The following is a 22171-nucleotide window of genomic DNA, read 5'->3' as shown; positions in this document are numbered from 1 at the left end:
GGGAACGCATTCCAATTGTGGGAGCGAGCCTGCTCGCGAAGGGGCCAGCCAAATCAACACAAAATCCACTCCATAAAAAAGGGCCGCGATCCCAGCAGATCGCGGCCCTTTTTATGCCTTCAGCTAAAGCTGATCAAACCGCATCCAGCTCCGGCTCATCCGCCTGCACATTCAGCGTGGCCTTGACCACATCATGGCGGCGGATGTACTTCCAGTCCGCTTCATCGATGTAGATCCCGGCCGGGCCGCTGCCGCCTTCCAGGTCGATCGCGACACTGGCGCAGACTTGCGGCTTAACACTCGCCAGAATCGGCACGAAGCCCAGTTGCAGACTGGTCTCCAGCAACGCCGCCTGGTTCTTCTCGTCGATGTCCGCCGCCTCGTCGAGGTAGTACGGCAGACGCACGCGGCCGGCCAGATCGCGATCCATCAAGTGCAGCAACAAGTACATGTTGGTCAGTGCCTTGATGGTCATGGTCGTACCGTTGGAGGCCGCGCCGTCGATGTCGGTGTGGATGACTGGTTGACCGTTGACCTTGGTGATCTCGAAGGCCAGTTCGAACAAGTCCTTGAGGCCGAGCTGGTTGTGGTTCGCTGCCACCAGCCGCGCCAGATATTCCTTGGCCTCTTCGTTCTTGTTGTCCTGCTCGGCGCTCTGGCTGAGATCGAACACCGACAGGGTTTCGCCTTCCTCATATTGCCCGGCGCTGTGGATGATCTGGTCGATGTGCTTGAGTGCTTCCTTGTTTGGCGCGAGGACGATGCGGAAGCTCTGCAGGTTGGAAACCTGCCGCTTGTTGATCTCGCGGTTGAACAGCGCCAGTTGATGCTCGAGGCTGTCGTAATCGCTGCGGATGTTGCGCAGAGTACGGGCGATGTCGGTGACCGCCGCGCGCCGCGCCTTGCCGAGGGTCAGGGCTTCATCGGTGCGGTGCGCGTAAGCGTTGATCAGCAACGACAGACGCCGCTCCATATCATCTTCGCTGTCGAACTTGGCCACACCTTTCAGACGCACCTGCGCGTACAGCGCTTCGATCTGGCCATCGGCACGCAGGAGGCCCTGCCAGCTGTCCTGATAATCGTTGAGCAGCGGCAGCAGGTTGTCCATCGAATCATCGACCGGATCCATGAACGGCGTGCCGAACGGCAGATCCGCTGGCAGCAACTGACGACGACGCAGCGCGTCGTCGAGGGTGCGTTGCTTGGCCTCCATATCGGCGATCTGCCGGCCGACCAGTTGCAGCTTGGCCGACAGTTGCTGGACGCGCTCGGTGAACGCATCGCTGGAGCGCTTGAGTTCGTCCTGCGCGGCTTCCATCTGCGCCAGTTGCTCGAGCTTGTCACTTTCTTCGGCGCTCAGGGTCTGGGTGCGACGGAAATCTTCCAGCGCCTTCTGCGCGTCCAGCACCTGCTGGTACAGCGCTTCGGTCTGGGTCTTGCTCGCGGCGCGGTCGGCGGCCACGGCCTGCTGGGTTTTCAGTTGCTTGAGCTCTTTTTCCAGACGCTCTTTCTGATCGCGCAACGCGGCGCGGTCAGCCAGAGCCTGCAAGGCCGGCGGCTCAATGTGCGAGATGTCGATCGACAGGCCCGGCACTTCGAAGCGCTCGCCCTTGAAGCCATCAAGAATCAGCTCCACGGATTTCACCCACTCACCGTTCTCGTCGAGGGTGATGCCGTGTTCGCCCAGCGGCAGGCTGAACAGCGCGCTGTTGAACAGACGCATCAGGCGCTCGACGTCCTGTTGCGAGAACTCTTCGCGCAGGCGGGCATAGCTGTTGTTATCAGCGTGATCGAGTTGTTGCTTCACCGACTTCAGGCGTTTTTCCAGATCGCGCAGACGCTCTTCGAGATCTTCGGCGCTGAACTGACGCGACTGCGCCAAGGCACCGGCCAGTTCGTCGTGTGCATCCTTGGCGGCGAGCAATTGTTGCTCGAGCACTTTGACGTCATCGACCAGGGCAAAGCGGTTCTTCAGCACCGACAGCTCGCCGAGCCAGCGCTGGATGCCGGAAATTTCCCGCTCCAGACGCATCAGTTCCTGAGTACCACCGCGTTGATCGTTCTGCAGATCGTCCTGCTCGCGACGGTAGTGCTCGGCCTGGATGGTCAGCTCTTCCTTGCGCGCCGTGGCGTAGTCCGACCAGGTGCCGAGCAAGGAATCGAGCAGCGGCGACAGGCGATGCAGTTTGCCGCGCAGCACATCGCGCTGTTTCACGCCGTTGGCCAGCGCTTCAACCAACGGGCCGGCAGCGACCAGCGAGTTGTAGTCCTGCTCCATGCGCCGCACATCGCGGAAGGCTTCTTCGCACGCGGCGATGTAATCGACGCTGCCCGAACGCAGGCTGTGTTCGAAGGCATCGAGGAACAGTTGCTTGAGCTTGGCCGCGGTGATTTCGCGCATGTGCAGCAGGTTGATGAACAACGCGCGGAAGGTCTTCAGGCTTTGCTCGCTGGTGGAGCGCAGCGGGATCAGGGTCAGGTCGAGCGGGATTGACGTGTGGCCGCCAACCAGCAAGCGGCGCAGTTCATCCGGCTTGAGTTCGTAGGCTTTCAGGCCTTCTTTTTCGAGATTGCTGAACAGTTCTTTCTGGCGCAGGCAGGTGTCGTTTTTCTGGTAATGCGCCAGGTCGAGCTTGCCGGCGTAGGCGAAGAACTGGTGCCCGAAACCGCCGCCCGGGCCGCGACCGACCACGCCGATCACGTGGGGGCCGTGGGGCAGGTTGACTTCGACGAGGATGTAACTGGTGTCGGAGGCGAAGTAGAAGCGCCGCGATTGTTCGAGGCTGTACTTGCCGAAGCTCATGTCCGACATGCGCGCCAGAATCGGGAACTGCAAAGCGTTGATCGACGCCGACTTGCCGAGGTTGTTCGCGCCGTAAACCGACAACGGTTCTTCCAGCGGGAACAGACCGAGGCTGTAACCGGCGGTGTTCAAAAGGGCAAAGCGGCGGATGCCGTAGCGTTCCTGGCTCATGCATCGGACTCCTGTTCTTCGGCAATGGCGCGGGCCAGTGCGTCTTCTTCGCTTTCTTCTTCAAATTCGGAAAGGTCGAGCGGATCGTCGGTTTCGAGAAATTTCGCTTCGGCTTCTTCGTCGATCAGCACCGGTGCCGGCAACGGCAATACGCTGTGCACGCTGGCTGCCAGGTCGCGGTCCTGTTGTACCGACAGGCACACGTCGAGGAAACGGTGCATCGGCGGCAGGAAGCGGTAGACACCGTTTTCTTCGCCGGCGAAACCGAGCTGAGTCATGCGGCGCATGATTTTTTCTTCGAGTTCTTCGACGGTCTGCACTTCGGCCTGAATGAACAGGTCGCGGTACTTGTCCAGCAGCGACGGCAATTCTTCGCGGCCGAGACTGCCGCCGTCGAGCACGGCAATCGGGTCGCGGCCCTGATCGGCCAGGTGCTCAACGAGGATGAAGGTGAACAGCGCCAGACGCTGGGCGGTCTTGTTCACCGCTGCGGCGGCCATGTCCGGCACGAAATAGTAGAAGCCACGGGTGTCGCAGACCAGTTCAAAGCCCAGCGCCTTGAACAGCGTGCGGTACTGATCCTGGAAGTTTGACAGTTGTGCGTACAGCTCAGGATCACGGCGGCTGACGTGGTAACCCTTGAACAACTCGCGGAAGATCGGCGCCAGTTGCGACAGTTCGGAAAGATCAAGATGCATTTGGGATGCTCGCAGAATCCTCGGCGGCGGTATCGCTGGCCGAGAGCAGGGCGAAGGAGCGCAGGCTGACCTGGTGCTCGTGAGTGTGGTATTCGCGGCGTTCCAGACGCTCGCGCTTGAAGCGTTTTTCCCGCGACAGGCGCGAGAACCAGTAAAGCAATTCGTCGGTGGCGCCGTCCGGTTCCTGCTCCAGCAGCCAGGTCATCAGATCCGGCATCGGCAGCGATTCTTCGCAACGATCGACCATCTCGCGCACGGTGCGCGGCGCTCGTGGAGCGTCGCCAGCCTTCTGGGTTTTGTGCGCCTTGGGGAAGCGCGCCGGTTTCGGCTCGAAACGCGCCAGCGCGTAGACGTAGGCTTCGACCTGACTGGCGCTGCCCAGGAAGGTGCTTTGCGGACGGGTGAACAGTGGCATCGCCGCTTGCGGCACGGCGTCGATGCCCTTACGCCGGATCGCCGCCAGCGCCAGTGCGGCGCCACGGGTCACGGCGTTGTGCCGACGCGCTTCTTCACGCAACGGCAGCAGCAGTTCGCGGGCATGACGCAGGGTCAGTTGCGCGCTGGTCTGCATTTCGAGGATGCGTGCGTGGGTGCGCAGGAGCATGTCGTCATCGACCAGATGGCCGAGGCGCTGCTGTTCGCTGAGCATCTTCAGCAGCACGGTTTCGACCTTGCGCACGCCTTGCTCGAAGGCGCCGTCGGCGTTGACCAGATCGATCATCGGCTCGACGTATTCGTCCCACGTCGCCAGGACTTCGGCGTAACGCTGACGCAGTGGAATCTGCCGGTCGCTGGTTTTCGCGCGTTCGGCCACGGCCACCAGGGCCTGTTCATCGTTGTCGAGTTTCTTCAGTACGTCGCGCACACGCATGTCGAGCAAACGCAACTGGCGCGCCAGATCGTTGCCGTCACGGACGTCGAAAGCGTCCTGTATATAACCGGCCAGACGCTCAAGGTGACGCAGGTAGGCTTCGATTTCCAGGCACAGACCGAGGCGGTGTTCGCGGCGCAGGTAGGCGAGGAAGTCGTGGATCTGCGCGTTGAGCTCGAAACGGTTCGGGCTTTTCGCCACCGGAACCAGAATATCGAGGCGAATCCACACGTCGAGCAGGCTGGTGATGTCCTGTGGCGTGCTGTCGAGTTGTTGGGCGGCCAGTTGCGTGCGCAGTTCGTTGAGGCTCAGGGTGCCTTGGTCGAAGTGCTCGCACAGTGGCTCCAGAAGTGCCCAGTGTTCAGCGAGGGCGCGCAAGACGCGCTTGGGTTCGATCATCGGAATGGCCGGCTGGTTGGCGATTAAAAGCGGCGATTGTACTGCATCACAGGCGCGGCGATTCACTCTCGGGACGGGCTGTCGCATTCTTTGCCCAAAGGGCAGCGGCGCAGCGCAGCGCGGGGTATCGATCAACAGCGAGCGATCTTGTGCGAAGGGCGGTAGAATCAGCGCACTTTCCGTTATCCACAAGTGGCCGACCTTTGCTTATCGAGTCCCGCCGCCGCGCCTATTTGAACGCCATGCAGGTGGTCAACTGGCTGCCGCGCACCGAACTGCCTTTCGCCGCGCCTTCGCGGCCCGAGCTGCTGGAGATGCCCGAGCCTGAGCTTGAGGTGCCGGTTGCTCCGGCGCCTCTGGCCGAAGCACCGGCGCAGCCTGCCGCGCGTCAGGTCGAGCGGCCGAAAATCGAAGTGCCGCGTCCGTCGCTGGCCAGCACCCGCAACGGCGCGAAACCGGTGGAGGAAGTCGACGACACGCCGGTGGTGGTCAAGCCTGCGCCAGTGCCGCCGCCGCGGTTCGCCCTGCAACTGCTGCGCGCCGGGCGCTGCCTGCTGCTGGTCGAGTTACCCACAGGCGAAGCGTTTCAGAGTCGCGATCCGGCCTACCTGCTGCTCAAGGACATGCTGCGCGCCGCCGGCCTGCCGGATGCGCCGCAGATCGTCGGCGAACCGGTGCGCTGGCCTTGGCTCAATCGCGGCACGCTGGATCAGGGGCCGGAGGCGGCGCGCGACTTCGTGCAGGGTTTCCTCTCGGTGCAGATGGAAGCAGCACCCTGCGCCTGTCTGTGGCTGATCGGCCTGCCAGCGCTGAAGTTTGCCGGGGAAGCGGACGCCGAAGCGTTCAATAGTGAATTGCAGATCGAAGGTCTGGGCCTGGCCTGGGCGATTCCCGGTCTGGAACTGTTAATGGAAGAGCCACAGCGCAAGGCCGCTGTGTGGCAAGCCATGCGTCGGCTGATGGCGCGCTGGAAACAATCCGATGAGTGAGGCTGTAACCTTTCGCCCGATGACCGAGGCGGATCTGGACGCTGTGTTGAAGATCGAATACGCCGCGTACAGCCATCCGTGGACCCGGGGGATTTTTCTCGATGGCCTGGGCAAATACCAGATCTGGCTGATGTTCGAAGGGCAGCAGCAAGTGGGCCATGGCGTGGTGCAGATCATTCTTGATGAGGCGCACCTGCTCAATATCACCGTCAAGCCGGAAAATCAGGGGCGCGGGTTGGGCCTGACGTTGCTCGAGCATCTGATGTCGCGGGCGTATGCGGCTGAAGCGCGGGAGTGCTTTCTCGAAGTGCGCGACAGCAATACTGCTGCTTTCAAGTTGTATGAGCGGTATGGCTTCAACGAGATCGGCCGGCGTCGCGATTATTACCCGGCGGTGGGTGGGCGTGAGGATGCGGTGGTGATGGCCTGTACCTTGGTGGATTAGACCTGTAGGAGCTGCCGAAGGCTGCGATCTTTTGATCCTGTTTTTGTAAGATCCAAAGCAAAATCAAAAGATCGCAGCCTTCGGCAGCTCCTACAGGGGGCAAATTTCAAGTCAGCGGATCAGCGCTTGCCATCCAGCGGATCCAGATTCGCCAGTTCCGCTTCATCCAGCCCGTCACCGCCGCCGATGTCGTTTTCACTGACCTCGCTCAAATCCCAATCCGCCGGATTGCCCTCGCCGAGTTCATCGGCATCGCGCGCGCCGTCCTCGCGAATCAACGTTTCCGGGCTCAGGTCATCGTCAGTCGGCTGATGATCATCCACCGAGGCACCGGTCATGCCAGCCTCACGCACTCGCTCAGCCGGCATCAATTGTTCACGTTCACGCTCGGGCAGTTCATCTCCGATTTTTGCGCTGGGCTCTTCGTCGTCGAAATCCAGCTCGTGCACCGAGCCCATGCGGTCTTCGTTATCGTCGATGGGTTCCGGTTGCACCGCATCATAAGGGCGTCGTGAATCAGTCATGGCAATTCCTCATACTGTGGGCCTTACTGAGTGGACTCACCGGGCGCGCGAGAATTCCAACGAAAACACTTTGCGCTGGCGGCGTGACTTCGACGGGTGGTCGTCTATCAAACCTGCGCATCTTTCTTGAGGCCTTATCCATGCACGATCTACAAGACCTGATTGATAACAACGAGCGTTGGGCTGACGCGATCACCAAGGAAGACCCGGACTTCTTCGCCAAACTGGCGCGCCAGCAGACCCCGGAATATCTATGGATCGGCTGCTCCGACGCGCGCGTGCCGGCCAACGAAATCGTCGGCATGCTGCCGGGCGATCTGTTCGTACACCGCAACGTCGCCAACGTCGTGCTGCACACCGACCTCAACTGCCTCTCGGTGATCCAGTACGCGGTGGATGTGCTCAAGGTCAAACACATCCTCGTCACCGGCCACTACGGCTGCGGCGGCGTGCGCGCGTCGATGCAGGATCGCCAGTTCGGCCTGATCGACGGCTGGCTGCGGTCGATTCGCGATCTTTATTACGAAAAGCGCGAAGAGCTGGCCAAGCTGGCGACCGAAGAAGAGCAGGTCGATCGCATGTGCGAACTCAACGTGATCCAGCAAGTGGCCAACGTCGCGCACACCAGCATCATCCAGAACGCTTGGCATCGCGGGCAGGCGCTGTCGATCCACGGCTGCATCTACGGCATCAAGGACGGCCGCTGGAAAAGTCTCAATACCACCATCAGTGGTTTCGAACAGTTGCCGCCGCAATACCGTTTGCGTCCGGTCGGCGCGCCGTAACCGCAGCTTTCAGCTTCGGCCTGGATGCCGCCAGCGCTGTAAAAAGCGCTGGCCTTCAGGCGTGGGTGGTTCGTCGTAACCGGTGATCCAGCCACGGCAGCGCGACGAACCGCAATCGCAGGCGAACTGGCGTAGCAGTTTGTCTTCGGTCGATGCGTAATCGATGCTCAGATGTTCGCCGCTATGGATATCTTTCAAGGCCCACAGCCACAACTCGCTCATGTCGAGAAATACATTCGGATCGCAGGCGTGCTCGAGCACACCGCAAAAGCGCGGATCGTAAACGTGGATGCCGGTTTGCAACTGACGGGTCTGTCGACAGCGATAGGGCAGCAATTGCCCGGAAACCCGGCACATTCGGCTAATGCGCAGAAACTCGCGGCGCGCGACCACCGCCGTGGCCATGCCACGTTCGTCGTGGATAATCTGAAAGTCCTGGCAGGATGGAAAGCCCAGTCGCACCGGAAGTCCGGCGAACGGATAGATGCCTTCTGTATCGCGTGGAAGGTGCCGGCCCATGGCTTGATTGTTCATAACGATCCTTGTTGTTGAGTGTTGCCTCCGGGTTGTGCCCATGCCCCGCCAGGCGAGGCATGATTGGATCCAAGCGTCGCGCAATTGAAGGTAGCGGTCTACTGTCAAACCTGACAGGCGCGATCACCGCTGGCCCGCGTCAGCATTGGCTGACACGGGGGACTCCAGTAGCGATTACAGAGTTGGTGCGGGCACGGCGGCCGCAGGCAGTGGCGCTTTCAGCTGTTGCAGCTGTGTCTTGATGCGTGGCGTGGCGCACTTGGCAGCCGCTTGTTCAGCGCTGAGGTTGCGGATCGAGGTATAGAACAACTCGCAGGTTTTGACCTTTTGCGTCACCTGCCATGTTTGTGTGCAACTGTTCAGCGTGGCCTGTGCATCGCTGCCCGGTTTGCTGCCCATCCCGGCCTGCCAGCAAGCCGCGCTCAAATCCTGGCCCATGACTTTCAGGCCCGCCGCGTCAGCCTTCGCCTGGGCATCGTCGCCGGTATAGCTTTTCGGATCGGCGGCGTACCAGATATAGCTCGGATGATTCGAGCCGAGCACCGGCACATTCACTCCTTCGGCCGGACTGATGCTCGCCAGCCCCAGCACCCCCACGGTCGGCCCGTATTGTTCCTTGATCCAGTTGCGCACCGGCGCCCCGAACGCAACCATCGGCAGCGTCGTGCCGCTGGCGGTCTGGCTGAACTGCTTGACCAGCGTGGTCTGGTAATCCTTGAAGTAGTCGTAGACGTCCTCCAGATCCCCGCCGGCATTGGACGGCGCGGCGATCGGCGCGATGTCGATGATGGTCTGGTAAGCCGGCGTCTGCCCGGCGGGGATGCCGTTATCGGTCAGCAACGTCGCCCAGCGATCGGTGGTGTTCGAGCGCAGATAGTCCTGCGCCTGGGTCAGCGAGTAGTCAGGCGGGAAGTGCAGCAACTCGACGCTTTTGCGATTTTCCAGGGCCATGCCCAGCGGCAGGAACAGATACCAGCTGTAGGCCCACTTGCCATCGGCATTGAGCTTGCTGGCGCCGGCATAAGCCAGGTCGCCGGCGTCGAGCAACGCCGACAGCGGCTTGTCATAGCCGTCCGGCACTCCGGTGATCTCGGCGTAAAGCTGATCGTTGTCGGTTTTCACCAGCACCTTGGCATCGGCGTAACCATCGCGCTGTACGCTCTGGCTCAAGTAATGAGCGACGGTCTGCTCCAGCGTCCAATTGCGAAAGCAGATCACGCTGCAATTGTTGGGGTAGGCGAAGAGGCGGGTGACGCGCTCGGTGCTGCCCAGTTTTACGTCGACATCGGCGTGGACGGCGGCGCTTAGCGTCAGTGCAACGAGGGTAAGTCCTGCGAGTTTGAACATGCTCAGATCCTTTTCAGCGTGGGTTCCCCTCGATTTGGGGGGGCTTCATAGTGGATCAGTGGTGTTTGACAGAAAAGCGGTTGAGTGTGGATTCTTGCCTGAATGCGGTATTACCCAAGCAGCGCACATATTGTTACGGCTGTGCCAACAAGCACGCTGCCTGGTGCGCGTCCGCACTGCTAGACTGCAGCGACATCGAATTTTCCAAGGGTGAGTCATGAAGCCTTCTACTGCTCTCGACATGCAAAGGTCCGCCGTCCGCGAAGTGATCGGGCGCTTTCGCGTGGCCAACCCGCGTGTATTTGGTTCAGCATTGCTGGGGACGGATCTGGACGGTAGCGATCTCGATCTGCTGGTTGACCCGCTGCCCGGCACGACGCTTTTTGATCTGGGCGGACTTCAGGTTGAGCTTGAAGACCTGCTGGGTGTTGCGGTCGAGGTGCTGACCCCCGGCGACCTGCCAGTGAAATTTCGTCAGCAGGTGCTTGATCAGGCGCGACCCGTCTAAAGCAGCGATCAAACCAAGTTTTGAGAGCACCTGCCCTTGAGCAGGTGCGTTTTTATCGACTTACGGCATCACCGGCGGCGTATACGCCAATGTCGTCCCCAGCGCCCACAACAACAGCAGCACCAGCGGCGTGTGCACCAGCAGTTGCACGAACGAAAAGCCTATCAAGTCCCGCGCCTTCAACCCGAGCACGCCCAGCAGCGGCAGCATATAGAACGGATTGATCAGGTTCGGCAGGGCTTCGGCGGCGTTGTAGATCTGCACCGCCCAGCCGAGGTGGTACTGCAGGTCATTGGCGACTTGCATCACGTAGGGCGCTTCGATGATCCATTTACCGCCGCCGGACGGGATGAAGAAACCGAGAATCGCCGAATACACGCCCATCAGCAGCGCATAGGTGTCGTGGGAAGCGATGCTGACAAAGAAAGTCGAGATGTGATGCGCGAGGGTTTGCGCGTCGGCGCCTTTGACCGTGGTCATCAGCGCGGCGATCGAGCCGTACAGCGGAAACTGGATCAACACGCCAGTGGTGGTCGGCACCGCACGGGCCACGGCATCGAGGAAGCTGCGCGGGCGCCAGTGCAGCAGCGCGCCGAGCATGATGAACAGGAAGTTATAGGTGTTCAGGCCGGAAATCGCGGTAATCGCTGGTTTGGTCGAGAACTCGTGAAACAGCCATCCTGCTGCGAGCAGCACCAATACGATGATCAGCAACGGGCTGTGTTCCAGCCATTCGCCGGGGCGAGTGCGCGGTTGCAGCGGCGGCAGGTTGAACGCCGGATCGATGCCGCAGGCCTTGGCGTCGCGTGCCGAATTCGGCCCGGGCGCGGTGGCGTAGGCGATGATGATCGAGATCACGATCAGCGCCAGCAGCATGACCCCGGATTGCCAGAGAAAAATGGTTTCGGTGAACGGGATTACGCCAGTGATCGACAGGATCGACGGCGGCAGGCTGCCCGGGTTGGCCTGCAACTGTGCGGCCGACGATGACAAGCCCAGCGCCCACACCGCGCCGAGGCCCAGGTAAGCAGCGGCACCGGCGGCGCGGTAATCCATCTTCAGATCGGTGCGGCGGGCGAGGGCGCGTACCAGCAGCCCGCCAAATACCAGCGACAGACCCCAATTGAGCAGGGAGGCGACCATCGAGATCAATGCCACCCAGGCCACGGCGGAGCGGCCGTTTTTCGGGATGCGTGCCAGTTTGTCGATCAGTTTGACTGCGGGCGGAGAGCTGGCGACGACGTAGCCGCCGATCACCACGAAGGCCATCTGCATGGTGAACGGGATCAGGCTCCAGAAGCCGTCGCCGAAGGCCATCGCTGCAGCGGTGGGTTTGGCGCCCATGGCCAGAGTGGCCAGCGCAACGATGATCACGGCCAACGCGGCGAATACCCAGGAATCGGGAAACCAGCGTTCGGCAAAACTGGAACAGCGCAGGGCAAAGCGCGCGGAGCGGCTATCTTCGATATCAACGGCCACAGGAAGTACCTCGGATTTTTTATGGTTATTTTGATCCGTGGGAGCAGTCGCCCGGCTCGACAGCCACAGAGAACCCTGTGGGAGCGAGCCTGCTCGCGAAGACGTCGGCACATTCAGCATCAGGTTGTCTGAACTGACGCTTTCGCGAGCAGGCTCGCTCCCACATGGGCGGCTGGTCGGTGTTGGCGTGGTCCCTTGGACAGGCGCTAACAGTAAATCAAGCGCCGCCCTTTTGTTGAGCAGGTTTTCGCAAACCGAGACTATGGTCTGACGGGTTGTCGATCCGTGCTTTTGCGTAGACCATGGGCGCCTTGGTTTTTGCCGATGCCTGAGTTCTTTGTCATGACTGCCAATTCTCCAGCCCGACCGGCGCCGTTCAGCCGCTCCGACTACAAGACCCTCGGCCTTGCGGCGCTTGGCGGGGCGCTGGAAATCTACGATTTCATCATCTTCGTATTCTTTGCGCTGACCCTCAGCCAGCTGTTCTTCCCCCCGGAAATGCCCGAGTGGCTGCGTTTGCTGCAAAGCTTCGGCATCTTCGTCACCGGTTATCTGGCGCGGCCGTTGGGCGGGATTTTGATGGCGCATTTCGCCGACCGTCTGGGCCGCAAAAAGGTGTTCAGCCTGAGCATCCTGATGATGGCGCTGCCGTGCCTGCTGATCGGGATCATGCCGACCTACGCGCAGATCGGATATTTCGCACCCTTGCTGTTGCTGGCGCTGCGCATCCTGCAAGGCGCTGCGGTGGGCGGCGAAGTGCCGAGTGCCTGGGTGTTCGTCGCCGAGCATGCGCCTGTCGGCCATCGTGGTTACGCCTTGGGCTTTCTGCAGGCCGGCCTGACGTTCGGTTACTTGATCGGCGCACTCACTGCGACCTTCCTGGCACAGGTTTTCACGCCTGCCGAAATTCTCGATTACGCCTGGCGCTATCCATTCCTGCTCGGCGGTGTGTTTGGCGTGGTGGGCGTTTACCTGCGCCGCTGGCTCAGCGAAACCCCGGTGTTCATGGCCATGGAAGCGCAGCGCGAGGCGCGGGTCGAACTGCCGTTGCGCACGGTGCTGCGTGAACATCGTCTGGCCATGCTGCCGGCCATGTTGCTCACGTGTGTGCTGACCTCGGCGGTGGTGGTGTTCGTGGTCATCACCCCGACGATGATGCAGAAAACCTTCGGCATGACCGCCAGCCACACCTTCGGCCTCAGTGCCTTGGGCATCGTTTTTCTGAATATCGGCTGCGTGATCGCTGGGCTGCTGGTCGACCGCATCGGCGCCTGGCGCACGGTCATGCTCTACAGCTTGTTGCTGCCGCTGGGCATTGGCGTGTTGTATGGCTGTCTGATCATGGGCGGGCATTGGATCGGCATGGCCTATGCGGTCGCCGGCCTGGCTTGTGGGGTAGTAGGTGCGGTGCCTTCGGTGATGGTCGGGTTGTTCCCGGCGCGGATTCGCGTGTCGGGCATTTCCTTCACCTACAACATTGCCTACGCCGCCTGGGCAAGTATCACACCGCTGTTGCTGATTGGTCTGATGCCGTGGAGTCCATGGATCTGCGTGATCTTTTGTGCCGTGATGGGCGCTGTGGGGATTGTGACGGCGGCGTATTTCGGTGCGCGCATGCCACGTACCGGACCGTGTCAGGCGGCCGGCGCTGCCTGATCCGCAAGCGCCGGATTATTTTCGACTGACGGGTCTGGAGCTGGCTTAAGAAAAGCTGCGCAAGGCCGATGGCTAGGTTGTATCCGCTAACTACCCTGCCATCGGTGCTTTCCCATGTTCAATAAACGCTTGAAGCAAGAGCTGGCCGCTCTCCGCGAAGAACTCTCCAGCCTTGTACAAGTGAAGGAAAGCCTGGAAAGCGAAATGCTCGCGCTGACCCTTGAGCCCGACGGGCGGATTCGTTCGGTCAACCAGAATTTTCTCGATGAAATGTTCTACAAGAGCCAGGACCTGATCGGCCGGGCAATCGAAGACATCGTCCCGGCCCACGTCAAAACCGACGAATTCCATCAGCGCTTCAAGAACTCGATGAGCCGTGGCGAGCATTTTGCCGGCGCCGTGCGCCTGTTGCGCGGCAATGGCGACGAGGCGTGGCTGCGTTCCATCGTGCAACCGGTACGCTCGTCCGATGGCCGGATCAGACACATTTCCTTCTACGCCAGCGACCTGACCCGCACCATCGAGGCCTCCCGCGAGCATGAGAACCTGATCGGTGCGCTGGTGCGTTCCACCGCCGTGATTGAATTCGACCTCAACGGCAATGTGCTCAGCGCCAATGATCGCTTCCTCAACGGCATGGGTTACAGCCTGGCGCAGATCAAGGGTAAACATCACCGCACGTTTTGCGCCCCGGAAGAGTACAACAGCGCCGAGTACCAGAACTTCTGGCGGCGCTTGAACAGTGGCGAATTCGTCGCAGGCCGCTTCAAGCGTATCGACAGCCATGGTCGTACGGTGTGGCTGGAAGCGTCCTACAACCCGGTGGTCGATGCCAACGACAGACTGTACAAAGTGGTGAAGTTCGCCACGGTGATTACTGATCAGGTCAACCGCGAGCAGGCGGTTGCCGACGCGGCCAGCATCGCTTACAGCACCTCGCAACAAACCGACAGCACCGCGCAACGGGGCACCACGGTCGTCACCGAAGCGGTGAACGTGATGCGTGATTTGTCGCGTCACATGCAAGCCGCCGGCGAAGGTATCGAGGCGCTGAACGAGCAGTCGCTGGTGATCGGCACGATCGTCAAAACCATCAGCGGCATTGCCGAACAGACCAACCTGCTGGCGCTCAACGCTGCCATCGAAGCCGCCCGGGCCGGCGAGCAGGGCCGTGGTTTTGCCGTGGTCGCGGACGAGGTCCGGCAACTGGCCTCGCGCACCAGCCAGGCGACGGACGAAATCGTCGGCGTGGTACGGCAGAACCAGGAAATGGCCCGCAATGCCGTGGCGCTGATGACCGACGGCAAGCTTCAGGCCGAACAGGGTCTGGCGCTGGCGGCGGAGGCGGGCACGGTGATCGTCGAGATTCAGGACGGTGCGCAGAAAGTGGTGGATGCGGTGGGGCAGTTTGCCAATCAGCTCTCTCACTGATACCGCACTGATCGTTCCCACGCTCTGCGTGGGAATGCCGCCCGGGACGCTCCGCGTTCCTTCGCTGGCGTGACGCAGAGCGTCACAGGATGCATTCCCGCGCGGAGCGTGGGAACGATCACCGAGGGGCAGCGCCGCATCTGCTCGCTCCCACAGGTTCTGTGTTTCGCCAGTGACAGCGCTACAATCGGCTCCTTTTCCTCCGGAGCAAATCCCATGAGCGTTTCCCACCGCCGTCCGGTGCCTCTGAACAAAGCCTACCGCCTGCTCAACCACGGGCCGACCGTGCTGGTCAGCGCCGCTCACGACGGCCAGCGCAACATCATGGCCGCCGCCTGGGCCATGCCGCTGGATTTCGAACCGCCGAAAGTCGCCGTCGTCCTCGACAAATCCACCTGGACCCGCCAGTTGCTTGAAGCCTCCGGGACCTTTGTGCTGAACGTGCCTTGCGTCAATCAGGCCGATATCGTGCAAACCGTCGGCAATACGTCCGGCCTGGAAATCACCCGTAACCAGGGGCACGACAAATTTCAGGCGTACGGCCTGCACACCTTTGCCGGCGAACAGGTTGAAGCGCCGCTGCTCGAGGGTTGTGTTGCCTGGCTCGAATGCCGCCTGCTGCCAGAGCCGCGCAATCACGAGCAATACGACCTGTTCCTCGCCGAAGTCATCGCCGCCCAGGCCGATGAGCGTGTGTTCAGCGATGGGCGCTGGCATTTCGAAGGGCAGGATGGATTGCGTACCTTGCACCACGTGGCGGGGGGGCATTTCCTGAAGATTGGGGACGGGGTGGATGGCAAGACGTTGGCGGTCTGATTTACTACCGGGAGAAGGCCTGCTGCTCGGCAGGCCTTTTTCAATGCGGTGTTTCAGTCCCCCAACGCTTCTCCCTCACGCCGAGGATCGGCACCCCCCGTCAAGGTCGCTTTGCCCTGCGCATCCTTCACCCGCACGATCGCTTGGGTGCCGCTGGTCATGTCGATTTCGCTGAGCGTGTGGCCCTTGTCCTTGAGTGCTTGGATCAGCGCCGGGCTGAACTGTCCCTGTTCCAGTTCGGTGGGGCCGTTGCGGCTGCCGAAATTGGGCAGGTTGATCGCACTTTGTGCATCGAGGTTCCAGTCGAGCAGGCCGATGGTGGTTTTCGCCACGTATTCGATGATTTGCGAACCGCCGGGCGAGCCGACCGTGGCGACGAATTCACCAGTGTTGCGATCAAAGATCAGCGTCGGCGCCATCGACGAACGTGGGCGTTTTCCGGGTTCGACGCGGTTGGCGACTTTCTGCCCGTTCTCTTCGGGGATGAACGAGAAGTCGGTCATCTGGTTGTTCAGCAGAAAACCCTGAACCATCAGGTGCGAGCCGAACGCGGCTTCGATGGTGGTGGTCATCGATACTGCGCCGCCGAGATCATCCACCGCCACCACTTGCGAGGTCGAGATGCGCAACGGCGAGCGGTCCGGTGCGTAGGCAACCTGCACGCCCGGCGGTGTGCCCGGTTTGGCGCTGCCCATGCTGCGCTCGCCGATCAGGCTGGCGCGGCTGGCCAGGTAGGCCGGATCGAGCAGACCTTTGACCGGTACCGGGACGAAGTCGGTGTCGGCCACGTATTGCGCACGATCGGCATAGGCCAGACGTTCAGCCTCGGCGATCAGGTGCACTGCTTGCGGCACCGGTTCGATGCCGGCCGGCTTATCGGTTTTCGTTGGTTTGAGCGGGGTCAGCGACAGGCGTGGGTCGCGAGTCTCCAGCGCCTGCAACGTGCCGAGAATCTGCGCCACGGCGATCCCGCCCGACGACGGTGGCGGCATGCCGCAGACCTGCCAACGCTTGTAGTCGGTACACAGCGGCGCGCGCTCCTTGGCCTGATAACGCTGCAAATCGTTCAGCGACAGGCTGCCGGGGTTGGCGTGCTGTTGAACCCTGGCGACGATCTCTTCGGCGATCGGACCTTTGTACAGCGCATCGGCACCTTCGCTGGCGATACGTTTGAACACGGCAGCCAATTTCGGGTTTTGCAGGCGTGTGCCGACAGCTTTGACGCTGCCATCGTCATTGAGGAAGTACGCGGCCATGTCTGGCGACTGGCGTATCAGTGGATCGGCAGTCAGCAGCGAATGCAGGCGCGGGGAAATCGCAAAGCCTTGCTCGGCCAGTTTGATCGCTGGCTCAAACAGCTTCGCCCAAGGCAAGCGACCGTGTTGTCGATGCGCCAGCTCCAGCGCCCGCAATACCCCGGGCGTACCGACCGAGCGCCCGCCGATCTGCGCTTGCGTAAAGGCCATCGGTTTACCGTCAGCCTTCAGGAACAGCTTCTCGGTGGCCCCGGCCGGCGCCGTTTCGCGGCCGTCATAGGTGCGCACCTGCTTGCCATCCCACAACACAATCATCGCCCCGCCACCGATCCCGGAAGACTGCGGCTCAACCAGCGTCAACACCGCCTGCATCGCAATCGCCGCATCAATCGCCGAACCACCCTGACGCAACATCTCCCGCCCGGCTTCGGCCGCGAGTGGATTGGCAGCAGCGGCCATGTGTTTATTGGCGTGACGGGTTTGCAGATCAGTGCGGTAACCGGAAGCGGCTTCCGGTGCCAGCGGCAACGAAGAAGAGGGCGGGGCGTTGCATGCGGTGAGGGTCAGAGCGCTGACAAACAGTGTCAGGGCTGGCAGGCGAAAGCGCTTCAAGGGCTGGGCTGGAAACACGCGGGCTCTCCGTCCGTGGGGTAAAAGTCTTCGGGGACTTTATCGAGCGGGCCGGCGGGGTGCAAACCGCGTGGGAATTACAGCCCTTCCGATCAGCTGCCGCGCCAATCGATTGGCCGAAAACGATGCCCTTGTGGGAGCGAGCCTGCTCGCGAAAGCGGTAGCTCGGGTGGTGCGATCTTCTTGAGAGTGATGCAGGGTTAGTGAGTCAGAAACTCATTGCTTGAAGCCCGGCAGACCATGGGTAGAGCGCCACTTTTTCACGATTTCGGTAATGCTCTCGGCTGTTTGTTGTTTCATATCCTCGGGCCAATAGATAAGGTCAGTGCCCGCTGGGTGCTCACACAGACGTACAAATTCAAACAACAGCGGATCGAGAATCTCGTCTGGGCTTGTGTTGGCTGCAAGAACAGATTGCACAAATTTCAAGAATTCTGCTTCGGTGTAGTCGGATATGTTAGTCATAACGTTCTCAAGTTGAAGTTCCACAGTTCAAATGAAACGGGCGGCAGGATTCATGTCTTGAACCCAGGTAGTCGATTCGCTTCGCGCCATGCCATGACTGTACGAGCTATTCCGGCAGATGTTGTATCTGCTCCGGGCTCGGGGTAGTAGATCAGATCCATCCCGCTCGGATGTCCTACTATCTTGTTGAAGTGCATAATCAATGCATCTGCACGGAGATCTGTCGGCGCTATATCCTCCTTTCTTATTTCATCTATGAGATCAATGAAATCCTGCTCGGTATAGTCGGAAAAGCTGCTTTTGATGAATGGGTCGCTCATGCTATGCCCTTATTTACGGTGTACGTCGACATGGTTTTTGGGTGTGTAGACCCTTAGGTTATCTACGTTGTAGATATCACCACCTTCGGATATCGGTTCCACATGATGAATCTCATGAGAGATCCTTTTCCCTGCTGCATCACCTAAGCGGGCGCGGGGCGCATTTCCGTTGCGCATACGTCGTAGATTATCTTCGCTGACCTGTTGTGCCACTGCGCTGTCTTTTGAGGCAACGGCCCAAAAAGCCCGCCTAAACGAATCAAAACTAGAATATTCGCTCCCTCTGAGTTTATCCGCGATGCTGGTCGGAATAGGGGCGCCACCCTGAGCTTGAGCATGGTCAAGCCAAATACCGCCCACATCCTCTCCCACCCCCGTAACGATCCCAGGCGTCTGCCTCGCCGGCCTTGAATAAACCACATACAACGACTTCAGCCCGGTGTCCGCCGGGAACACCAGAATACAATCCTCGGCCGTTACATCCTCGCCCGGCAGACCCTCAATCTGGCTATCGGTGTTGTCCGGGATCGGGTGGACGAGGATCGGGTCGAGTGCCTCACCGTGGTCGGGATAAACCAGCGGAGGCATCGATCCCAACGGCCCGCGTTGCGGCGTCCAGAGAATGGTGATGCCGTTGAGCTTGGCCTCCATGGCGGTCTTGTCGGCGTTCCACTTGACGTTCACCGTGCGTACGGCGTCGTCGCCAGAGGCGCCGGAATGGATGCCGTAAACCCGCAGAACACCTTCGGCATCACGACGAAACTGGAAGCGCACGCGCGTGGTGGCGCGGCTCATGCGGCGTAGTTCTTCGTCGGTGTGAAGCGTGCCGTCGGCCATTTTGCTCGGCAGCATTCCCAGCACGAACACGCTGGCCGGCCCGCCGGCGCCACGGATGGCCCAGTTCAGGCGCTGTTGCAAAATCCCGCCGCCGGCCAGACGCCCCAAAGCCAGGTCGGCACCTATCGCCGTCGCTACAGCGGTACTGGCGGAGGGCATGAGCATGGCGCCGGCGACCATGATCTTGCCGAAGTTGCTGGCTGGCTCCTTGGCAGTGCCAGCGTCCGTGCGACACCAGTTGTCCGGCGTGCAGGACTTGGCAAAGACCCTGTCTTCGCGTGGCTTGGGCGCAGGCCACTCATCCTTCTCGATGTACACCGGCTCCGGTGCTTTCGGTGGAAGCAAAGTAAACCAGGCCCTGCCACCGCTATACGGATTTAATAACCAGTCATCGTCGAGAAGGTATTTGTATTGAGGCATGCCAACTCCCTGTATGGCGCTGAGTCGAGCCAGGGGAGCTTGTCGGTATAGGAGCGATTCGGGGAGAGAGCGACAGGTGGCTGATGCTACGAAAGATCCGTTTCGTACCAGAGATCTACTTTTTTCTTACGGAGGCATCTGAATTGCATGCAGGGAGCGGGAGGAAAAGGACTTTTCTCGAGGCATAAAAAAACGGCCTACCTTTCGGTAAGCCGTTTTTAGTACTTGGTGGCTACACAGGGACTTGAACCCCGGACCCCAGCATTATGAATGCTATGCTCTAACCAACTGAGCTATGTAGCCAAGTGGCGCGCATTATTCCCCTGAAATGGCAAAGCGTCAAGCGTAAATCGAAAATATTTCTTCCTGTTTTCAACTGCTTATCCTCCAGCCCCGAAAATCGGGGCCGGGGAGGGCGTCAGCGCAGTTGGAATCTGGCGGTATTGGCGCTCAGGGCCTCGCTACCCTGGCTCAAGGTGTCCGCCGCTAGGTTTACGGCGCGTGCGCCTTCGAGCAAACGCACCGCCGCTTGATCGACCTGCTGGATATTGCCGCTGACTTCGTCGGCAGTGCTGGCCTGTTCTTCAACCGCTGTGGCGATTTGCGCCAGGGTGTCGGTGACACTCTGTACGGCGCTGGCGATTTCTCCCAGGCGTTCGCCGAGTCCGGTGACCGCTTCGGCATCCGATTGCGCCTGACCACAGGCGGCTTCCATCAGGCTCACCGCTTCGTTGACCGTGGCGCGCAGGCTGTCGACGGTGCCGGCGATCTGCGCGGTGGACGATTGCGTGCGTTGCGAGAGGCTGCGCACCTCGTCGGCGACCACGGCAAAGCCGCGACCCTGTTCGCCGGCGCGGGCGGCCTCGATGGCGGCGTTGAGCGCGAGCAGGTTGGTCTGCTCGGCGACGCCGCGAATGGTGTCCACGACCAGTTGAATCTGCTGGCCTTGCTCGCTGACCCGGCCGAGCGCGGCGGCGGTGTCGTTCAGGCGCTGATTGAGCTGCTGAATGCTCGCCGTGGTGCGTTGGCTGTCGCGGCTGCTGTCGGCGGCGATGCGCCGGGTTTGCTGGGCGCTGCCGGAGGCCTGTTCGCAACTCTGCGCGACGCCTTGCGAGGTGGCGGCCAATTGCGTGGCGGCAGCGGCGATCTGGCTGATCTGCAATTGCTGCGCTTCGACTTCGCTCAGGGCGCCGCTGGAGTGTTGGTTGAGGCTGCGTACCGCGTTGCTCAACTGCGAGGTCTCGTGGTCGACGCCAAGCATGCTGCTGCGCAATTGCACCACAGCGACGTTGAGCGCGGTGCTGATCGCTGCCAGCTCATCGCGCCCCACCACCGGCACTTGCAGGCTCAGGTTACCGTCGCGCAAGGCTTCGGCGAGCAAGGTGATGCCGCTGGCGCTACGGCGAATCGAGGCTTGCAGGCAGACAAACAGATACAACGCGGCCAACAGCAAGCAACCGAAGATAGCAGCGACAAGAATGAACTGGCGGATCGCCGAGCTGTAATACGCATCGAGCCGCTGATCCAGCGCGACCAGGGATTGCTGGCGCAGGGAAGCGAGGTCGGTGAGCAGCGCGTCGAGGCTGCGTTCGAAGTCCTCTGGCTTGAGGTTGATGCTGCCGCCAAACACACCGTCGTCGAGGACTTTCAGGCCGCTGTCGAGGTGTTTCAGGCTGTCGTGATACTGGCCGGCCCAGGCTTGCAGCTCGGCTGGCAGACGCGCCTCCAGCAGGCCGGCGGTTTTCACCAGTTGCTCTCGGGCGTCACCAATGCGGCTGCGCAGGTCGCGCAACTGCAGGCGGCTCTGCAGGGTGAACTGCCCGGAGACCACCGAAGCCTGGCCGACCGCGGCGAGACGGCCGACACGCTCGATCAGGTCCGGCGCGTGCTGCGTGGAAATCTGCGTCAGCAGGTAGGTTTCCAGCCACGGCGCGAGGGTCAGGCGATTGTCCATGACGATCTGCTCGCGCAAGGCTTGCAGCGCGCCCAGGGCATTGGTGAAGCGGTCATAACCGTCCGGCCACCAGCCGACACTGCTCAGGCTTTTCGAATCAAGGCCATTGAGTGCGGTTTGCAGCGCCTGAAAGCGTTCGAGGATTGCGCCGTCGGCGCCTTGCTGGTTCAGGGCATTGCCCAGCTCTGTGGTGGCTTGCAGCACTGCCGGTTGCACGCCGTCGAAGGCGGCCATGGCGGCGAGGGTGGCCGGTGTAGGCTGACGATTGGTCTCGGTGGCGCGCCAGCGGGCGGCGCGGTCGCGTTGAGCGGCGAGCAGGTTGTCCAGCGCATCCAGCGCGAGCAGCTGACGCACGCCGGCACGTTCGCCCGAGATCAGATTGAGCTTCTCGCGATAGTCATGGCCGATCATCAACAGGCTGCCGGCCAGCGGCAGAATGAACAGCAGAAACAACAATTGGAATTTACCTGCGAAGCCAAACCGCCCCAGCAATTTGATCCCCGGTGAAAGGAAAGCCTGCATGCCTCATGACTCCTCTGGACACCACGCACCATTGGCGTGCATCGCGAGCTGTTGGCTCACGACCCGTGCCCTCTAAAAGGCCTCGAAAGTTCACCCTCGCCCGCTCTGTAGGCCGGCTCTGTAGCGAAACTTCCCATTGTCGAGCGCCTTTGTAAGGCGATCGTGTTCAAGGGCAGAAGCAAGGCAAGATTCAGACCATGGCGTTGAGCTATCACCTTCGCCACCAGCGATCCCCTGTAGGAGCTGCCGAAGGCTGCGATCTTTTGACTTTGATGCTTAGAAGCAAGATCAAAAGATCGCAGCCTTCGGCA

The 22171-nt window shown here is 61.0% G+C and carries 19 protein-coding genes, 1 tRNA gene and 1 pseudogene; 8 read left to right on the top strand and 13 right to left on the bottom strand.

Annotated features, from left to right (window positions below):
- Positions 1-133: 133 nt before the first annotated feature.
- Genes mksF through mksB form a run of 3 tightly spaced genes read right to left on the bottom strand, consistent with a single transcriptional unit; the run spans position 134 to position 4942 of the window.
- Positions 134-2974 (bottom strand): Mks condensin complex protein MksF, encoded by a 2841-nt coding sequence (mksF, locus tag AB4N73_RS17175; protein ID WP_041480021.1) that lies wholly within the window; start codon positions 2972-2974, stop codon positions 134-136.
- Positions 2971-3672 (bottom strand): Mks condensin complex protein MksE, encoded by a 702-nt coding sequence (mksE, locus tag AB4N73_RS17170; protein ID WP_016773189.1) that lies wholly within the window; start codon positions 3670-3672, stop codon positions 2971-2973. The genes mksF and mksE overlap by 4 nt, the downstream gene beginning before the upstream one ends.
- A complete protein-coding gene (mksB, locus tag AB4N73_RS17165) occupies positions 3662-4942 on the bottom strand; it encodes an Mks condensin complex protein MksB (protein WP_160768349.1) in 1281 nt (426 codons plus the stop codon). The genes mksE and mksB overlap by 11 nt, the downstream gene beginning before the upstream one ends.
- Positions 4943-5184: 242 nt before the next feature.
- Here mksB and AB4N73_RS17160 point away from each other — a divergent pair, with 242 nt between their 5' ends.
- Entirely contained in the window at positions 5185-5931 is a 747-nt protein-coding gene (locus tag AB4N73_RS17160; RefSeq protein WP_217851583.1) for an energy transducer TonB, read from the top strand.
- Positions 5924-6376, top strand: coding sequence for a ribosomal protein S18-alanine N-acetyltransferase (gene rimI, locus AB4N73_RS17155; RefSeq protein WP_039761243.1), 453 nt, complete (start codon positions 5924-5926; stop codon positions 6374-6376). Before AB4N73_RS17160 ends, rimI begins: the two co-directional genes overlap by 8 nt.
- Before the next feature lie 119 nt (positions 6377-6495).
- Here the strand turns inward: rimI and AB4N73_RS17150 are convergent, their stop codons facing one another.
- Positions 6496-6900: a serine kinase/phosphatase gene (locus AB4N73_RS17150; RefSeq protein ID WP_252886803.1), complete on the bottom strand. Its 405-nt coding sequence runs from the start codon at positions 6898-6900 to the stop codon at positions 6496-6498.
- Between the two features lie 140 nt (positions 6901-7040).
- On the opposite strand from AB4N73_RS17150, the gene can reads away from it, so the two are divergent.
- Entirely contained in the window at positions 7041-7685 is a 645-nt protein-coding gene (gene can, locus AB4N73_RS17145) for a carbonate dehydratase (protein ID WP_460142349.1), read from the top strand.
- A 9-nt stretch (positions 7686-7694) separates the two neighbouring features.
- Here can and AB4N73_RS17140 read toward each other — a convergent pair whose 3' ends face one another.
- Both AB4N73_RS17140 and AB4N73_RS17135 read right to left on the bottom strand, forming a co-directional pair.
- Positions 7695-8219 carry an SET domain-containing protein gene (locus AB4N73_RS17140; RefSeq protein WP_056790338.1) on the bottom strand — a complete coding sequence of 175 codons (525 nt, stop codon included), beginning with the start codon at positions 8217-8219 and terminating at the stop codon, positions 7695-7697.
- Positions 8220-8393: 174 nt separating this feature from the next.
- Positions 8394-9566, bottom strand: a complete 1173-nt coding sequence (locus tag AB4N73_RS17135; RefSeq protein ID WP_041480016.1) for a hypothetical protein — start codon at positions 9564-9566, stop codon at positions 8394-8396.
- A 217-nt stretch (positions 9567-9783) separates the two neighbouring features.
- Between AB4N73_RS17135 and AB4N73_RS17130 the strand changes: the two genes are divergently transcribed.
- Positions 9784-10074, top strand: coding sequence for a nucleotidyltransferase family protein (locus AB4N73_RS17130; protein WP_042609686.1), 291 nt, complete (start codon positions 9784-9786; stop codon positions 10072-10074).
- 60 nt (positions 10075-10134) lie between these two features.
- Here AB4N73_RS17130 and AB4N73_RS17125 read toward each other — a convergent pair whose 3' ends face one another.
- The gene (locus AB4N73_RS17125; RefSeq protein WP_016773194.1) at positions 10135-11553 is read right to left on the bottom strand and encodes a short-chain fatty acid transporter; all 1419 of its coding nucleotides are present in this window, start codon (positions 11551-11553) and stop codon (positions 10135-10137) included.
- A gap of 342 nt (positions 11554-11895) precedes the next feature.
- On the opposite strand from AB4N73_RS17125, the gene AB4N73_RS17120 reads away from it, so the two are divergent.
- From AB4N73_RS17120 to AB4N73_RS17105, 4 genes and pseudogenes are all read left to right on the top strand, one after another.
- The gene (locus AB4N73_RS17120; protein ID WP_323620614.1) at positions 11896-13209 is read left to right on the top strand and encodes an MFS transporter; all 1314 of its coding nucleotides are present in this window, start codon (positions 11896-11898) and stop codon (positions 13207-13209) included.
- A gap of 114 nt (positions 13210-13323) precedes the next feature.
- Positions 13324-14100: pseudogene (locus AB4N73_RS17115) on the top strand (PAS domain-containing protein); the annotation flags it as partial.
- Entirely contained in the window at positions 14080-14640 is a 561-nt protein-coding gene (locus AB4N73_RS17110; protein ID WP_241663599.1) for a methyl-accepting chemotaxis protein, read from the top strand. The pseudogene AB4N73_RS17115 and the gene AB4N73_RS17110, both read left to right, overlap by 21 nt.
- Before the next feature lie 216 nt (positions 14641-14856).
- On the top strand, positions 14857-15456 hold the full coding sequence (locus AB4N73_RS17105; RefSeq protein WP_041480012.1) for a flavin reductase family protein: 600 nt from the start codon (positions 14857-14859) through the stop codon (positions 15454-15456).
- A 53-nt stretch (positions 15457-15509) separates the two neighbouring features.
- Here AB4N73_RS17105 and ggt read toward each other — a convergent pair whose 3' ends face one another.
- The 6 genes from ggt to AB4N73_RS17075 form a co-directional block, all read right to left on the bottom strand.
- Positions 15510-17342 (bottom strand): gamma-glutamyltransferase, encoded by a 1833-nt coding sequence (gene ggt / locus AB4N73_RS17100; RefSeq protein ID WP_460142348.1) that lies wholly within the window; start codon positions 17340-17342, stop codon positions 15510-15512.
- Positions 17343-17558: 216 nt separating this feature from the next.
- Positions 17559-17807: a bacteriocin immunity protein gene (locus AB4N73_RS17095; protein ID WP_150638764.1), complete on the bottom strand. Its 249-nt coding sequence runs from the start codon at positions 17805-17807 to the stop codon at positions 17559-17561.
- Positions 17808-17857: 50 nt separating this feature from the next.
- Positions 17858-18127, bottom strand: a complete 270-nt coding sequence (locus tag AB4N73_RS17090; RefSeq protein ID WP_095181649.1) for a bacteriocin immunity protein — start codon at positions 18125-18127, stop codon at positions 17858-17860.
- A 9-nt stretch (positions 18128-18136) separates the two neighbouring features.
- Entirely contained in the window at positions 18137-19384 is a 1248-nt protein-coding gene (locus AB4N73_RS17085) for an S-type pyocin domain-containing protein (RefSeq protein ID WP_095181650.1), read from the bottom strand.
- Between the two features lie 226 nt (positions 19385-19610).
- A tRNA-Met gene (locus tag AB4N73_RS17080) sits at positions 19611-19687 on the bottom strand.
- Between the two features lie 115 nt (positions 19688-19802).
- Positions 19803-21860 (bottom strand): methyl-accepting chemotaxis protein, encoded by a 2058-nt coding sequence (locus AB4N73_RS17075; RefSeq protein WP_130929608.1) that lies wholly within the window; start codon positions 21858-21860, stop codon positions 19803-19805.
- Between the last annotated feature and the right edge of the window lie 311 nt (positions 21861-22171).

Source organism: Pseudomonas sp. S3_B08 (assembly GCF_054667725.1).
This window is presented reverse-complemented; position numbering and strand designations above follow the sequence as displayed.

Coding starts and splice junctions, on each gene's coding strand:
- AB4N73_RS17135 (WP_041480016.1), bottom strand. CDS start 9,566: ATGTTCAAACTCGCAGGACTTACCCTCGTTGCACTGACGCTAAGCGCC.
- AB4N73_RS17095 (WP_150638764.1), bottom strand. CDS start 17,807: ATGACTAACATATCCGACTACACCGAAGCAGAATTCTTGAAATTTGTG.
- AB4N73_RS17075 (WP_130929608.1), bottom strand. CDS start 21,860: ATGCAGGCTTTCCTTTCACCGGGGATCAAATTGCTGGGGCGGTTTGGC.
- AB4N73_RS17120 (WP_323620614.1), top strand. CDS start 11,896: ATGACTGCCAATTCTCCAGCCCGACCGGCGCCGTTCAGCCGCTCCGAC.
- AB4N73_RS17130 (WP_042609686.1), top strand. CDS start 9,784: ATGAAGCCTTCTACTGCTCTCGACATGCAAAGGTCCGCCGTCCGCGAA.
- mksB (WP_160768349.1), bottom strand. CDS start 4,942: ATGATCGAACCCAAGCGCGTCTTGCGCGCCCTCGCTGAACACTGGGCA.
- mksE (WP_016773189.1), bottom strand. CDS start 3,672: ATGCATCTTGATCTTTCCGAACTGTCGCAACTGGCGCCGATCTTCCGC.
- AB4N73_RS17085 (WP_095181650.1), bottom strand. CDS start 19,384: ATGCCTCAATACAAATACCTTCTCGACGATGACTGGTTATTAAATCCG.
- AB4N73_RS17140 (WP_056790338.1), bottom strand. CDS start 8,219: ATGAACAATCAAGCCATGGGCCGGCACCTTCCACGCGATACAGAAGGC.
- AB4N73_RS17105 (WP_041480012.1), top strand. CDS start 14,857: ATGAGCGTTTCCCACCGCCGTCCGGTGCCTCTGAACAAAGCCTACCGC.
- AB4N73_RS17160 (WP_217851583.1), top strand. CDS start 5,185: ATGCAGGTGGTCAACTGGCTGCCGCGCACCGAACTGCCTTTCGCCGCG.
- AB4N73_RS17090 (WP_095181649.1), bottom strand. CDS start 18,127: ATGAGCGACCCATTCATCAAAAGCAGCTTTTCCGACTATACCGAGCAG.
- can (WP_460142349.1), top strand. CDS start 7,041: ATGCACGATCTACAAGACCTGATTGATAACAACGAGCGTTGGGCTGAC.
- rimI (WP_039761243.1), top strand. CDS start 5,924: ATGAGTGAGGCTGTAACCTTTCGCCCGATGACCGAGGCGGATCTGGAC.
- mksF (WP_041480021.1), bottom strand. CDS start 2,974: ATGAGCCAGGAACGCTACGGCATCCGCCGCTTTGCCCTTTTGAACACC.
- AB4N73_RS17150 (WP_252886803.1), bottom strand. CDS start 6,900: ATGACTGATTCACGACGCCCTTATGATGCGGTGCAACCGGAACCCATC.